The 16610-nt window shown below is 37.7% G+C and carries 8 protein-coding genes and 1 pseudogene; all 9 read left to right on the top strand.

Features of this window, described 5'->3' with window-relative positions; genetic code table 11:
• Positions 1-216: 216 nt before the first annotated feature.
• Positions 217-661 (top strand): annotated as a pseudogene (tnpA, locus tag DHD80_RS05540) (IS200/IS605 family transposase).
• 185 nt (positions 662-846) lie between these two features.
• The gene (locus DHD80_RS05535; protein ID WP_279346999.1) at positions 847-3573 is read left to right on the top strand and encodes a substrate-binding domain-containing protein; all 2727 of its coding nucleotides are present in this window, start codon (positions 847-849) and stop codon (positions 3571-3573) included.
• 285 nt (positions 3574-3858) lie between these two features.
• Positions 3859-5217, top strand: a complete 1359-nt coding sequence (locus tag DHD80_RS05530; protein ID WP_251740148.1) for a sugar porter family MFS transporter — start codon at positions 3859-3861, stop codon at positions 5215-5217.
• Positions 5204-6802, top strand: a complete 1599-nt coding sequence (locus DHD80_RS05525; protein ID WP_279346998.1) for a glycoside hydrolase family 32 protein — start codon at positions 5204-5206, stop codon at positions 6800-6802. The genes DHD80_RS05530 and DHD80_RS05525 overlap by 14 nt, the downstream gene beginning before the upstream one ends.
• A 6-nt stretch (positions 6803-6808) precedes the next feature.
• Positions 6809-9880, top strand: coding sequence for a TonB-dependent receptor (locus tag DHD80_RS05520; RefSeq protein WP_251740146.1), 3072 nt, complete (start codon positions 6809-6811; stop codon positions 9878-9880).
• A gap of 106 nt (positions 9881-9986) precedes the next feature.
• Entirely contained in the window at positions 9987-11678 is a 1692-nt protein-coding gene (locus DHD80_RS05515) for a RagB/SusD family nutrient uptake outer membrane protein (protein ID WP_251740145.1), read from the top strand.
• Positions 11644-13608, top strand: coding sequence for a glycoside hydrolase family 32 protein (locus DHD80_RS05510; protein WP_251740144.1), 1965 nt, complete (start codon positions 11644-11646; stop codon positions 13606-13608). Before DHD80_RS05515 ends, DHD80_RS05510 begins: the two co-directional genes overlap by 35 nt.
• Positions 13609-13623: 15 nt before the next feature.
• Positions 13624-15030: a DUF4960 domain-containing protein gene (locus DHD80_RS05505; RefSeq protein WP_251740143.1), complete on the top strand. Its 1407-nt coding sequence runs from the start codon at positions 13624-13626 to the stop codon at positions 15028-15030.
• Between the two features lie 18 nt (positions 15031-15048).
• Positions 15049-16599 carry a glycoside hydrolase family 32 protein gene (locus DHD80_RS05500; protein WP_251740142.1) on the top strand — a complete coding sequence of 517 codons (1551 nt, stop codon included), beginning with the start codon at positions 15049-15051 and terminating at the stop codon, positions 16597-16599.
• Positions 16600-16610 lie beyond the last annotated feature (11 nt).

Here is a 16610-nt window from a genome sequence, read left to right as displayed (position 1 = left end):
CAATCTTCCGTAACCACTACTATGATGTATCGATCAAACTTTACGAATAAAGAAACAGATAAAGCACTGAGTAGTGTGGTGGATTTTTAAAAGAATAATTAATTCCTTTTACCCCTCACTAACTAGAAATATTCATTTATTGGTCTCAAAAATAGTTAAAACTATGCACTTTAGTGCATTTCGCTTTAGCTTCTAAAAACGTGTATCTTTGATGTTATGCCGGACCATCAACGAAGTAATGGACATACGGTAACACGTTTGAGTGCACATATTGTATGGAGTACCAAGTATCGCTATCCCGTTTTAATAGGGGACATTAAGGTTCGATGCCGTACCCTTTTGATCCAGATTTGTGAAGCTGAGGATGTTGTGATTCTGAAAGGTGTGGTTTCAAAGGATCACGTCCATATGCATGTGGAATATCGTCCTTCCTTAAGTATGAGTACTCTAGTGAAGAAGTTAAAGGGAAGAAGTTCACGGAAACTTCAGCAAGAGTTTCCAGTCTTGAAGCAACGTTACTGGGGAAGACAGACATTTCTGGGCTATAGGTTATGGCTGTTGGAGCACAGGAAATATAACTGATGAGATGGTCAATGAATATCTAGAGCATCATCGAAGACCAGACGATGGGGAAAACACAAATTTCATTCTTGAAGATTGACCATAGCGGTGACTTTAAGTCACTAGCCAGAAACTATGGACTTTGAGTCCATAGTGGTTCATTTTACCTCGGTTTACAGATCAGAAAAAGTTGAATGATTAATAATTTTGTTATTTTAATCTTATAATGCTTTCTTCGATAGATTAAGATATTCTACTCTAAGATTTCAATTTATTTATTCTCATATGAAAGTTTCTAACTTTTGGTTTATTCTTTTTACTGCCTTTATAGTTTCTTGCAACTCTAACAGTTCTGATGCTGATTATCAGGTTGGATTCTCCCAATGTTTGAGTAACCACCCGTGGAGAAATTCTATGAATCAGAGCATGAAAATAAAGGCTTCCTTAAATCCTGATTTAAACCTGGAAATAAAAGAGGCTGAAGGAAACAGCCGAAGACAAATCAGGGACATTCGAGAAATGATAGCCGATGGGAAAGACCTGATCATTATTTCTCCCTTGGATCCCGATACAATTGCCCCTGTTGTTGAAGAAGCCCATACAGCAGGAATCCCGGTGATTCTGATTGACAGAAAAGTGAATTCCGAGAGTTATGATGCATTTATAGGTGCAGATAATATTAATGTGGGAAGAAATGCTGCAAATTATATTGCCTCTACCAGTCAGGGTCAAATTAATGTAGTAGAATTAAAGGGGGTAGATAATTCAACCCCCACCAAAGAACGCAGTCTTGGTTTTCACCAGATAGTGGATAATGAAGAGAATATTCTGGTGGTTAAAAGTTTCAAAGGTCTCCCGAAAACTGAATTTGTACAAATGTTAGATTCTATAGGTAACGAAATAGATTTTATCTACGCATTTAATGATGAGTTGGCCAGGCAGGCATGGAAGTTAACCCAAATTAAAGGATTGGAGGATAAAATAAAAATTATCGGGGTAGATGGATTGAGTATACCAGATGGGGGAATTGAGATGGTACAAAAAGGAATGGCCACCGCAACAATATTTTATCCCACCGGAGGAGCTGAAGCTATTGAGTTGGCCACAGATATACTAAACAAGAACAACTACTCCCGCAACAATGTCCTAACAACGATTGTTATTGACCGTTTCAATGCCGAACTGATGAAAAATCAGTTGGATAAAATTTTTCAACAACAGGGGGAAATTGAAGATCAAATTATCGCAATCAACCAAACACAGGATCTGTATTATGCTCAAAATAACCTGCTAAAATCCACAATGGTTTTACTGGCTGTGATACTAAGTTTAGCTATTTACAGTATTTACAGCATTTTTGCGATTAGAAGAAAAAATAAACAACTCCAATCAACTAACAAAAAAATAACCGATCAGCGAAACGAGATTGAAAAAATTGCCCAAGAAGTTAGTCAAAGTAATGAAGCTAAAATGAATTTCTTTACAGGAATCTCACATGAATTTAAAACGCCAATTACGCTTATACAAAGCTCAATAGAATCACTCGCCGGGCATAGTATGATAAAAAGTTCTAAGCTAATGGGCGAAGTGGAACTAATTTATAATAATTCAAACAGGTTACTTCGATTAATCAATAATCTTCTTGATTTTAGGAAGGTTGAGGATCGTAATTTTAATCTAAGGGTTTCTAAAACTAACATTTATACCTTCTCTAAGCATATTCTGAATGATTTTCAAAGAGAGGCTAAGAAAAGTAGCATCCATCTTGAACTGACTTCAAATAATGAAAAACTCGAACTTTTCATTGATCGAAACTTAATGGATAAGGTCTATTTCAATTTGATGTCGAATGCTTTTAAATTCACCCCAGAGAATGGGAATATAACCATTAATATAGTTGATGTTGAAAATACCAATGAGGTAAAAATTCACTTTAAGGACTCAGGAATTGGAATACCTAAAGAGGAGATAAAAAATGTTTTTGACGCTTTTTTCCGAGGATCTACTAATCGAAAAAATAGCTCGGGGATTGGGTTAAACCTTACTAAACAGTTTATCGATTTACATCTGGGGAAAATTGAAGTCAGGTCTAAACATGGAACCGAGTTTATCATTACTTTATTAAAAGGAAAGACCCATTTTAATGAAGATCAGATTATTGAAGAGCATGCCTTAGTGGAAAGCAGTCTGGTTGACTTTTCTTCTGAAAACTTGGAAGATAACGCATATTTACATGATGACAGCCATTCTGATGAGGATCGTTATTCCATTTTAATCATTGAAGATAATAAAGATCTATCTCGATTTCTAAAAAACAAGTTGGGACAGGAATATGATATCTACTTATCTGATGGGACAGATGCGATTGAAATGGCGTTCGGGAATATGCCAGATATCATCATTTGTGATGTGAACTTACCTGAAAAAAGCGGATTTGATATTTGCAGCATACTAAAAAATGATTTAAGAACTTCTCATATCCCGACGGTGATACTTACTGCACTGGGGGATAAGGAATCATATTTAAAGGGCCTTAGTTCCGGTACTGATCTATACTTGACAAAACCGTTTAGTTATGCTATTCTTACCCAATCTTTAAGATCGCTTCTTTTTAACCGGGAAAAGCTACGTTATTACTATATCAATAATATTTACAAAATAGATCAGAAAAATAGTTTTGGAAATCCTGAACAACAGTTCCTTTCAAAACTAAATGAGAATATTAAGATCAATATTGAGAATCCTGAATTCACTGTAGAAAATCTTGCGGAAGATTTAAATATTTCAAGGGTACAATTATACAGAAAGGTTAAGTCTATCCTAGGGATTAGTATTAGCGATTATATAACCAATTTTAAGCTTGAAAATGCAAAAAACTTTCTAAAAAACTCATCTTTAACAGTTGCTGAAATAGCTTATAAAACTGGCTTTAATTCTCCAAGTTACTTCTCCAGAGCTTTCAAAAATAAATACGAAACCACTCCTGCCAGCTACAGGAAATCTTCGACTTAGAGATTACTAGTGATATATACTTAATAATATTTATAGGATTTGATTTAAATCCTTCATAAGGAGGATATGCCGGTTCTGGCTAGTTATCATAATGAAAAAGTTAGGTAACAATTCTACAACTATATCGTTTTCGTTTTTTAAGAAATCTCTAGGATGTCCTTTGCTTATTGGGCTTCTTAAGAAATTTTTATATTCCTTAACATATTGTCTATCATTTGAAACATCTTGAATATATCCAATCTTAATTTTTAAATACTTTAGTTTCAGAAGTTAAATTTTGCATATATGAAAAAAATATGGATCTGGTCGATTACAGCAGCACTCGCAGGATTTCTATTCGGATTTGACACTGTTGTTATTTCCGGTGCAGATCAAACCTTACAAGTGTTATGGAATTCTTCAGATGTTTTTCATGGTGCGGTGGTAATGGGTATGGCACTTTGGGGAACTGTAGTAGGAGCTTTATTAGGAGGAATTCCTACCAAAATATTCGGAAGAAAGAAAACCCTTATAGCGATTGGTTTTCTCTATGCTATATCAGCAATAGGATCTGCGCTATCAAATGATCCTATTACTTTTGCAATTTTCAGATTCTTAGGAGGACTAGGAGTAGGCGCCTCAACAATTGCTGCCCCAGCTTATATTTCAGAAATAGCACCCGCAAAAGATCGCGGTAAATTAGTCGGATTGTATCAGTTTAATATCGTATTTGGTATCCTGATGGCATTCTTTTCTAATTATTTAATTAGTGGGATTAACGATGATGCCTGGAGATGGATGCTCGGAGTTGAGGCTTTTCCGGCTATTTTGTACACAGCTTTTGCTTTTACGATTCCAAAAAGTCCAAGATGGCTAATTTCCAGATCAAGGTTTAAAGAGGCTAAAGAAGTGCTTAAGGTAATTTTTCCAATGGAAAATGCCGAGAATCTAATGATAAAGATCAATACTTCTAAAAAAGGAAACTCTTCTGAAAATATTTTTCTAAAGAAATACAAAACTCCTTTAACACTTGCTTTCCTGATTGCGTTTTTCAATCAGATGTCTGGGATTAATGCATTTCTGTATTATGCCCCCAGAATTTTTGAAGAGGCAGGATTGGAAGCGGATACTTCTTTGCTCAGCAGTATAGGAATTGGTTTGGTAAACCTATTATTTACTTTGTTAGGTATCTATCTAATTGATAGGGTGGGGAGAAGGTTGCTTATGTATATTGGATCTGTAGGATATATAATTTCATTAACATTGGTGTCCTGTGCATTTTTATTTGAATGGCAAAGTCTGGCTGTCCCGGTTTTCCTTTTCCTTTTTATTGCATCCCACGCAGTGGGACAGGGGGCTGTTATCTGGGTATTTATTTCTGAAATTTTTCCTAATCATTTGCGAGGGGAAGGTCAGGCATTCGGCAGTTCGATCCATTGGATATTAGCTGCGCTTATACCTTCCTTGGTGCCCTTAATGTTTACTATCGTTGGTGCTGAATATGTCTTTGGATTCTTTGCCCTTATGATGGTATTGCAATTAATATTTGTAGCAACCTTAATGCCTGAAACAAAAGGTAAATCTCTCGAAGACTTAAGTGAAGAATTCTCACTGCCAAAAACGAACTATTCAGAATATTACAAGAAACAAGATGTATATAATTAATATGAAGAAGCCATATCTCTTAGCCCTAGTACTTTTAATTTTCCTGAATGGCTATGGTCAACAAAATTCTCATGGAAAAATATCAGATTTATCTGAAAAGAATGATAATTATAGACCGAATTTTCATTTTACCCCCAAAAAAAATTGGATGAACGATCCAAATGGGATGTTTTATCTCAATGGTACTTACCACTTGTTCTTTCAGCACTACCCTGAAGAACCTAAGTGGGGTCCTATGCATTGGGGTCATGCTACTTCAAAAGATTTAATTCGTTGGGAAGAAAAATCTATAGCCCTTTACCCAGATGAAAAGGGATATATTTTTTCAGGAAGTGCAGTTGTAGACAAAAATAATACATCCGGTTTGGGTAAAAACGGAATCATTCCAATTATTGCCATGTTCACTTATCATGATATAGTTGGGGAAAGAAATGGGGAGGAAGAATATCAGTCACAGGCTATAGCATTCAGTTTGGACGAAGGTATGACCTGGACGAAATATTCGAGAAATCCTGTAATCAGTAATCCAGGAATACGAGATTTTCGTGACCCAAAAATCCAGTGGGACGGAGAAAATCAGCAATGGTTAATGGTTCTCTCCGCAAACGACAAAACCCTTATTTACACTTCCGGAAATTTGTTAGACTGGGAATTAGCCTCCGAGTTTGGAAAAGGGGTCGGGGGCCATGGAGGTGTATGGGAATGCCCTGACTTCTTTCCGATTAAAGTAAGTAATACGAATGAAACCAAATGGGTGCTTATACAAAGTTTAAATCCTGGTGCTTATAACGGTGGCTCCGGAACCCAATATTTTATCGGTGATTTTGACGGGAAAAATTTTATTCCGGAAAACTATCTAAAAGACCTTCCTGCTGAACATGACTATTGGTTAGATTTTGGAAAGGATAATTATGCCGGGGTTACCTGGTCCAATGCACCTCATGACATTGATGAAAGGGTGTTCATAGGATGGATGTCCAACTGGCAATATGCGCAGGAAGTGCCTACCTATACTTGGCGAAGTGCAATGACAATTCCAAGAGTATTGGAAGTGAAAAAGAAAAATGATAACACATATCGAATTTTTTCTAAGCCTGTAAAGCAATTGGATTCTCTGTCCCAATTGAAGTATTCAAATGATATGGAAAACACAGAGGGCGAGTTCCTTCTTGCAGATAAATCCAGGGTAAATATGGACAAACTCCGGATAAAATTGCAAATTCCTGAAATTGAGAACAGGGAATACAGATTTGAATTAAAGAATTCAACAGGGGATCAGCTGGTTTTTGGATATAATGACAACTCAGGCAACTTTTTTATAGACAGAAGAAATTCAGGTAATACAGGTTTTAGCGAAAATTTCGCCAATAGAATTTCTACAGCTCCCAGAACCTCTGATAAAAATATATTACCCATTGAAATTTTTATAGATAAAACTTCTGTGGAAATCTTCTATGATAGCGGTGAAACGGTAATGACCGAGATTTTTTTTCCACATGCACCTATGGAAAAACTCAGTTTACAAAGTCAAGAAAATGATTTTAGTATTAAAAAACTAAAAGTTTACGAACTACAACTAAACTAAATTAATATGAGAATAAGATTATTTATAAGCCTTTTATCACTGCCTTTTGGGCTTTTTGCCCAACAGGTAAATGTAAGCGGAACAGTTGTTTCAGCAGATGATAATATACCATTATCGGGGGTTTCAGTAATGGTAAATAATACTTCTAAAGGTACTGCTACAGATTTTGATGGAAATTATTCCCTCAACAATGTACCTTCTGATGCCTCTCTCACCTTTAGCTATCTTGGTTTTACCACTCAGGAGGTTCAGGTGAATGGGAGGAGTACTGTTAATATCAACCTGCCGGTGGATTCTGAACAATTGGATGCCGTGGTGGTGACCGGTTATCAAAAAGAAAGAAAAAAGGACATTACTGGTGCTGTTTCGGTAGTAGATGTTGAGGAAATGAAAAAACAAACAGTAGCGAACCCCATTAGAGCTTTACAAGGGCGCGTTCCTGGTATGTTGGTAACAGGAAATGGAGAGCCAAGTTCTCCCACTACAGTCCGTATAAGGGGAATAGGAACATTAAACAATAATGATCCGCTTTATATTATAGATGGTGTGCCTACAAAGGCAGGAATGCATGAACTGAACCCAATGGATATTGAGTCTATTCAGGTTTTAAAAGATGCCTCTGCGGCCAGTATTTATGGTTCTAGGGCAGCAAACGGTGTAATTATCGTTACCACGAAAGCTGGTGAAAAAGGTAAGGCAGTTTTGAATATAAATGCTTATTCCGCAATTTCCAACTACACTACAAAAACCGAGATGCTGAATACTGAAGGTTATGGAGAAGCATTATGGCAGGCATATATTAATAATGGAACAGATCCCAACTCTAATAGTGTACAATATCGTTTTGATTGGGGGGTAGATTCTGAAACAGGAAGGCCTTTTCTAAATAAAGTACTTGTACCTGAATTTCTTGATGATGAAGGAATGCTGAGGGCTTCAAATACAGATTGGTTCGATGAAATAACCAGAATGGGAGTGATCCAAAATTTAGATATGTTTTTATCTAATGGTAACGAGAAAGGCAATTATTACTTTTCTTTAGGCTATTACGATAATGAAGGTATCATTAAGACCACTTATTTTAACCGGCTTTCAGCGAGGATAAATTCCGATTATAAATTATTCAATGATAAAATTACCATTGGCGAAAACCTAAGCATTACCAAAACTAATGAAATTGGTGGCTCTCCAATAAATGAGGCACTTCAGGCCCTTCCAGTTATTCCTGTACATAAAGTTGATGGTGAAGGTTGGGGAGGCCCTGTTGGGGGGATGAATGACAGGCAGAACCCGGTAAGGTTACTGGTAGATAATCAACAGAACGACTATGATTTTCTTAGGATTTTCGGAAACTTCTATGCGGAAGCTATGTTATTGGAAGGAATGAATGTTAGGACAAGCATTGGTATTGATTATGGAAATTTTTTCTCTAAGAACTTCAGAAAAAGATATGAATCGGGATATTTGAATAATCCTGTAAACAGGCTGCAAACTAATCAGAGCCATAATCTTAAAACAACGTGGACTAACACGCTTACCTATAATCGAAATTATGGTGAACACAATCTTAGTGGGCTTCTAGGAACCGAATTATATAGGGAAAAATTTAGCTCGTTCTGGGCATCCAGGGAAGATTTTGTGGTGGAAAATGAAGACTACCTGTATCTGGACGCCGGTACCGGCGAAAAGAATAACGCTGGCTTTGGCGCTGAAAATGTGCTTATGTCTTACTTCTCAAAGATCAATTATTCCTTTAAAGACAGGTATTTAGTTTCTGGAACATTGAGGTATGATGGATCCTCACGATTTGGACAGAATAACCTATATGGCCTTTTCCCGGCATTTTCTTTAGGATGGAGGTTGAGCGAAGAAAGTTTTATAGATGACAACCTGGATTTTGTAAATGATTTAAAATTCCGTTTCGGTTGGGGGGTGACCGGTAACCAGGAGATAGATAATAATGCGATTTATAATATTTACCTTACCGATTATGCCAACACGGCATATGATATCAACGGTGCTGGAAGTGGTGTCCTACCATCCGGGTATAAACTCGTGCAAAATGCGAATCCCAACCTTCGATGGGAAGAAAGTACAATGACCAATTTTGGGCTTGATTTTGAATTATTTAACCAAACCCTCTCTGGTAGTGCGGAATATTATATTAATAAGACCGAGGATATACTCTTACTTCCACCTTATATAGGTGTGCTTGGAGAAGGAGGTAATCAATGGGTAAATGGTGCCTCAATGGAAAATAAAGGTTTTGAAATAAGTCTGGGCACAAGATTGAATATAGACGAAGATCTCTATATTAATTTAGATGGAAATTTAAGCCAGTATAGGAATAAGATCACAGAACTTCCTGCCGAGGTGGTGAATGCCTATGGAGGTGACGGTAGGGGGCAAAACATTCTTGGCCGTCCTATAAATTCATTTTTTGGTTATATAGCCGATGGATTGTTTAGAACAGAAGAAGAGGTTAACAATCACGCAGAGCAGCCCGGAAAAGGGTTGGGTAGAATTAGGTACGCCGACTTAAATGATGATGGCGTGGTCAATGATTTTGATAGGACCTGGATTGGTGTGCCCCATCCCGATTTTACTTACGGTCTCAATGCACAGGTAAACATTCATCAATTTGATCTTTCATTATTGTTACAGGGAGTGGCCGGAATAGATGTTGTAAATGATTTTAAATTCGCTACGGATTTTTGGAGTGTTTCTGAAACAGGTTCCAACAAAGGGAGCCGATTATTAAATGCATGGTCCCCAACAAATCCGAATTCTGATATCCCGGCAATTTCTCTAACTGATGCAAATTTTGAATCTAGGTTCTCTACTTATTTCATCGAAAATGGTTCTTATTTAAAACTCAGAAATGCCCAAGTAGGATATAGCTTTGAAGAGAATGTTACGCGTGACCTACATATGGATTCTTTCAGGATTTATATAGGTGGGGATAATCTTGCCTTATTGGCCAAGAGCGATTCTTTTACAGGTTTGGATCCTGAAAATCCCGGTTACGGATATCCAAACCCCTTAATAATCACAGCCGGTTTAAATCTAAAGTTTTAAATATAATTTATTAGCCATAACAGAATTTCTATATCAGTCGGTGCTGGTCGGCACGAAATGTTTGGCGAATTGCATTTTAAGAATAGATAACAAAAATTATAAACAGATGAAAAAATATATTTTAATTCTACTGATGTTGTGCCTGATCATTGCATCCTGTTCGGATGAATTGGATGTGACTCCAAAAGGTGTTCTTAGTGAAAATCAGATAGATAGACCTGAAGATGCTGAGAAGTTTGTGATTGCGGCATATTCGCAATTAGGAAATGATGAAATTAACCGTCCCTTTAGCTTATGGCAATATGGAGATATGAGATCTGATGATGCCTATAAAGGAGGCCGTGATCCGGGAGATGGCCAGGGATTCCATTTTATGGAAACTTTTACAAATGTTAGACCTGATATGTGGGAAATAGACGGTCTCTGGTTCCATTTATATATAGGTGTTAGAAGAGCTAATGAAGGACTTAGAATTCTTAAGAATTTCACAGAAGATGAATTCCCGGAAGTGGTAAAGCGTCGGGCAGAATTACGTTTTATAAGAGGCCATTTTTATTTTGAATTAAAAAGGCTGTTCAATCGCATTCCATACATTGATGAAAATGTACCTGCTGCAGATTATAAATTAACCACCAATGTAGAGCTTACAAGTCAGGAACTATGGGAAAAAATCGCACAGGATTTTGAATTCGCAGCAGCTAATTTACCTCTGGTGCAGCCCCAGATTGGCCGGGCAGATCAAATTGCAGCCTATGCATACCTAGCAAAAACGAGGCTGTACCAGGCTTATGAAAAGAATGACCAGCACCAGGTGGTAAATGTAAACCAGGAACTGCTTCAAAAGTCTATAGCGGCAGCAGATAAGGTACTCTCTTCCAATCATAGCCTGGAACCGGATTTTGCGAATAATTTTTTATCCGGACCTTATGAAAATGGTGTAGAGTCTTTGTTTGCAGTACAATTTTCGACAAATGACGGTACAGCAAACGGACGCCTGAATTTTGGGGATATGCTAACCGTGCCCCAGGGATTGGGATGTTGTGATTTCAAAAAGCCTTCTCAAAATCTGGCCAATGCTTTTGAAACCAACGGGCAGGGTGTGCCATTGTTGGATTCTTTCAATGCAGAAAATATAAACTTTGAAACCAGTACGGTAGATCCAAGACTGGACCATACCATAGCTCATCCCGGCAATCCTTGGAAATATGAGACAGACCTTATATTTGAAGAAAGCTGGAGCAGGACACCGGAAATTTATGGATTTTATAACTCTCTGAAGGAAAATGTTCAATCAGAAAATTATGAAAATGTAGATCCTTTCTATGGAAATACAAAACCCAGAATAATTTTGAGATATGCTGAAATTTTGTTGATAAAGGCGGAAGCTCTTATAGAGTTAGGAAGACAAGACGAAGCATTGCCCCTTATTAATGAGGTGCGCCAGCGAGCTGCCCAGAGTACAGAGAAATTAGTTGATGCCGAGGGTAATCCCTTAGCTAATTATTATGTAGAAACCTATATGCCCGGAGTTAATATTGACTGGACGACGGAAAATGCACGTAATGCTTTACGCTTTGAAAGAAGGTTAGAGTTAGCTGAGGAAGGAGAGCGGTTTTTCGATCTTGTCCGATGGGGAAGTGCTGAAGAAGTATTAAACCTTTACTTAAATATAGAACAGACCAGAAGAGATTTTCTTCAAGGAGGTTCTTTTATATCAGGTAAACACGAGTATCTCCCAATTCCACAAAATCAGATTTTTTGGAGTGAAGATCGTTATGTTCAAAATCCCGGATATTAGGAAAATGGTTAAAAAAACATCCATATGGATTTTTGTGTGTCTCGCGATGGTGGGTAATATATTAGTTGTGCAGGCACAATATGATGAAGTTTACAGGCCTCAATACCATTTCAGTCCGACTAAAGGATGGATTGGGGATCCGGATGGGCTTATTCATTATAAGGGGGTTTATCATCTTTTCTGGTGGGGGCATGCAGTGTCCAGGGATCTTGTTCACTGGGAAGAATTACCTTATCCTATGCAGGGAGGTCCGGGTGATTTCAGTTATTTTTCCGGTTCCGTAGTAGTAGATAAAAATAATGATTCCGGGTTTGGTAATGAAAGTATGATAGCATTCTACACCAGGCATTATCCGGGCGATACTTTGCCTGAAGCACAGGCAATTTCAGTAAGTAATGATGGGGTCATTTTCAATTACTATAAAAAAAATCCTGTTCTTGATATTAATAAGGTGTTTTTTAGGGATCCTCAGGTTTTTTGGCATGATGAAACGAAGAAGTGGATTATGGCAGTCTCCCTTCCCAATGAACAAAGCGTACACTTCTATTCGTCAGAAAATTTAAAAAAATGGAAGTTCCTGAGTGAATTTAAAGGTTTGGGGGTACAAAATTCCTTTTGGGAGTGTCCCGATCTTTTTGAAGTTCCAGTTAAAGGAAAGAAGGATGAAAAACATTGGGTTTTATTAATAGGCAGAGGGCCAAATAGGGTTCAGTATTTCGTTGGGGATTTTGATGGAAATCGGTTTATACCCTATAGCAATATTGAAAGTTACCTAAAAAGAGGTATAGGACTACAGGGTGAGATTTTTGAGGACTTTGAAGAGGTTCGGTCTAATAAATATTCATCGAACTCAAAAAGAGGTTTCCTCGGCAATCGGTTTTTACTTTCAGAAAATTTTAAAAATGATACGATCGCTTGGGAGTCTTCCTGTTTCCAGATATCCAAACCTGCTATAAATTTTCTCGTTAGTGGAAGTAATGATATTCAAAACCATTCCATTCAATTAATTATAGATAATCGGACCCGGGAAGAATCTGCGGGCAACGGGGATTCCATTTTCAGATGGAAAGGATGGAATGTTGCCAAATGGCTTGGTAAAAGTGCAAAAATCAGGGTTATAGATAAATCTGTAAATGACTCTGCAAATATTGCCATAGACCACATACAATTTTCCGACCAACTCATGGACACCAATCTAGAGCACGGTTTATGGCTGGATTACGGCAATGATTTTTATGCGGCAAGAACGTGGAGGGATTATGATAATAACAGTAAGAGAAAAGTTATGCTTGGCTGGATGGGCAACTGGCGGTATGCCAACCAGGTTCCTACGAGCTGGGGAAAAGGATTTGAATCCATTCCCCGGGAAATTCAGTTAATAGAAACCGGGGAAGGTTTGCGAATTGTTCAAAATCCTATCCCTGAACTAAAAACCTTAAGGACAACTTCCTTCGAATTAAAAGAAATTCCGCTAAAGGCTAATTTGCAACTTTCAAAAATTCCAGAATACGGGAACACCTATGAAATGAATGCGGTTTTTAAATTTACAGGAAACAGTGAATTGCAGATAAACCTTCAGGAAGATGGTAACAAAAGTCTGGTACTAACCTACGACAGTAGCACAAATTTGTTTTCCGTAGACCGAAGTACTACCACCAATGCGACCTCCAAAGAATTTATTGAAAAATTTAAAGGCCTTATGAAGGCACCGGTAAAACTAAAAAATGACCTGCTTGAAATTAGAATTTTTGTAGATCGCTCTTCCGTTGAGATTTTTACGCAGGACGGGGAGAAGGTGTTTAGTGTTTTGACTTTTCCAGGGCCGGAGCAAACCGGAGCTAGTTTACATTCAAAAGGTGATGAGGTAATTATTAAAGGACTTAAGGTATGGAAGCTGAATTCCATATGGAAAAATAAAAATAACAACTAAACTAAAATTGATATTATGAAACGAATAAAACTATCCAGGATTGTATTTTTGTATGGAATTGCAGCAATATTCCTACTCGCACTTGGTGCTTGTGAAAAAGAAGATGATAATAGCGATTTTGATATGGACGCCCCAGTACAAATCCTTTCCTTCAGTATTAATGGTTCTGAAGGTGTTATGGATCAAAGTTCGGGAAAAATCACATTTCAATTGCCTTATGGGACTTCATTAATGGAGGTTGTTCCTGAAATTGACCTTCCGGGAGGAGCAACAATTACACCTAATTTGGGGGAAGCAGTTAGCCTTATGCAGGAAATGAAGTATGTGGTTGTAAACGGAAATGTGTATAAGGAATATATGGTCAGTGCAAAGGTGAACAAGCCTATCACAAGTTTTTCTATTAATGGCACCAAGGCTTCTATTAATGACAATAATAACACGATCTCTCTAACGCTAGAGGGAGAGGTAGATATTACTGCTTTGCAACCGGAGATTACCTTGACCGAAGGGGTGACCACCGATTTAAACCTAAACTCGACAATGGATTTTTCCCAACCTGTAAGTTTAAACGTAACAGGACAGGGACAAACTGAAACTTATACAATCAATGTATCTACTCCTAATTCCGGCTCTAAAATTGCCTTCTTGGGTACAGCCAATGTGCGTGCGGAAATTACGAACCCTGATGAAAAAGCGGCTTCAGACTGGCTGTTTGCCAATTACCAGAACGTCGAATACATTTCATTCCAAGACATTATAGAAGGTGCAAACCTTGGTTATTCTGTTATCTGGTGGCACTTTGATTCTAGCGTGGATCTACCGGAAGTTGCTTTTAATGCAACTGTAACTGATAAATTAAAAACATTTTACGCTGAAGGAGGAGGTTTGTTTTTAACCACTTTTGCTGCCAGATATGTAGAAACCCTGGGGTTGGTCCCACAGGGAAAAGGTCCCAATAATGTATTTGGTGATTTCCTACCTAATGGCTTTGTTGATGAAAATAATTCCTGGGGAATATCTTTTAAAACACGTATCGATCACCCGCTTTTTCAAGGCCTTGAAACTTTTGAAGAAGGTAAGGCAAAATTCCTCGAAAAAGGGACTTTTCGAGTAAACCACACCGCATGGTGGTTCCTTCCGGAATGGGGTGGATACGGAGATGGCTTCGGATGGAGAGAACAAACAGGTGGTATTAACTTGGCTAGTGAAGACTGGGATGATACCTTGGACGGGAGGGTCGCAATTGCTGAATTTCCAGATGAAACAACAGGAGGAAACGCGATTGTAATAGCTTTTGGTGCTTATGACTGGTATAATGAAACAAATGCTGATGGAGAACAAAGTGCCCCCAATGGGTTTTTATCAAATATACATCAGTTGACCAGGAATGCGATTGATTATCTTGAAGGAGAAGATGAGTAATAACATAAATTTAAAAAGATGATTTATTTAAAAAAAATAGCGATTATTTTCCTTGTTATTGCCATAGGTTGTAGTAAGGATAGTACCCCACCAGACGAGGGTGTAGATCCGGGTATATCAAATGAAATTAAACTGGGGATTTATCCCAAGCCTTCTTCAGGCTGGATGGGAGAAACTGACCCCTATAACACCACAGGCTGGGCAGGCGATGTAATGCCTTATTATGAGAACGGTGTTTTTCATCTTTACTTTTTGCACGATGCTTTGTCAAAACCGGCAGGAGAAGGATTTCACGATATTCATGAATTTGAAACAACAGACTTTGTTGATTATGATTACGAAGGGAGGGCTATAGATTATGGCTCTTCTAACGATCCCGATTTTGCAATTGGTACCGGCTCAGTGATTAAAGTACAGGGTACTTATTATTTTTATTATACAGGCCATAATGGCAATTCAGGTTTTTTAGCAAACAATTCCAGGGAAAGTTTGCTGTTAGCGACTAGCAAGGATATGGAAAACTGGACCAAACAGGAGGATTTTATTATTACTGCTCCTAATGGTTATTATGATTTCGATTTCAGGGATCCTCATGTATTCTATAATGAAGAAGCCGGAGAATATTGGATGCTTGTGAGCACTCAAACCGATGCGCGTAAAGCGTTGGTACTATTGTTTACTTCCAGCGATCCGGCAACTGATAATTGGGAAAATCAAGGCGCGCTTTATACCACTTCAGATGAAGAAAATTATTTAATGCTGGAAGTGGCTGATATCTTCAAAATGGGTAATTATTGGTATTTAACGTTTTCAGAAAACTGGGATGATAAAGTTACACATTACAGGGTTGCGGATAGCCCTTCCGGGCCATGGAGAACTCCTGAAAGAGATGTGATTGATGGCCAGTATTTCTATGCGGGAAAAACCGTTTCAGATGGAAACAAAAGATATATCATGGGTTGGACAGCTAGAAGGAGTCCTGAAACAAATTCCGGTAATAAGGAATTCGGTGGCAACCTTGTTGTCCATGAGCTCTATCAACAATCTAATAGTGAAGAGCTGTTTGTAAAAGCTCCAAACAACGTTTCTTCTGCTTTTCCAAGAAACATAAACCTTGATGTGGTAGAATCTTCTGAAAATGCAACTACCGGCACAAACAATTATAATCTGGAGGCTCAGAATGACCAATCGAAGGTAGTTTTTAACAGTTTAGGGAAATCTGCAAAATTATCTGGTACAGTTTCAATTAGCAGTGAAGCGAATGGAGGAATTTTTCTGGCCGGGGGTTCTAATCCTTCTGATTCCTTCAGGATTCAATTAGAACCAAGAAATAACAAAATTATTGCCATTAATAATGGGTCATTTGTAAATGTCGTGAACTTTGATTTTCAGTCAGATAAAGAATACGATTTTGAATTATATATGGATGAATCTGTAGTGGTTTTATATGTAAATGATGAGATCGCTTTCAGCAATCGGGTCTATAATGCATATGATTCAAATTGGGGCCTTTATGCAGAATATGGAGAGGTGACTTTCGATAAGATTCAAGTTAACTTTACTAATTAAATCAAGAAAAC

Source organism: Gramella sp. AN32 (assembly GCF_023718305.1).
GTDB classification, from domain to species: domain Bacteria; phylum Bacteroidota; class Bacteroidia; order Flavobacteriales; family Flavobacteriaceae; genus Christiangramia; species Christiangramia antarctica.
The sequence above is the reverse complement of the archived record's forward strand: the minus strand, read 5'-3'. Positions and strand labels throughout refer to the sequence as shown.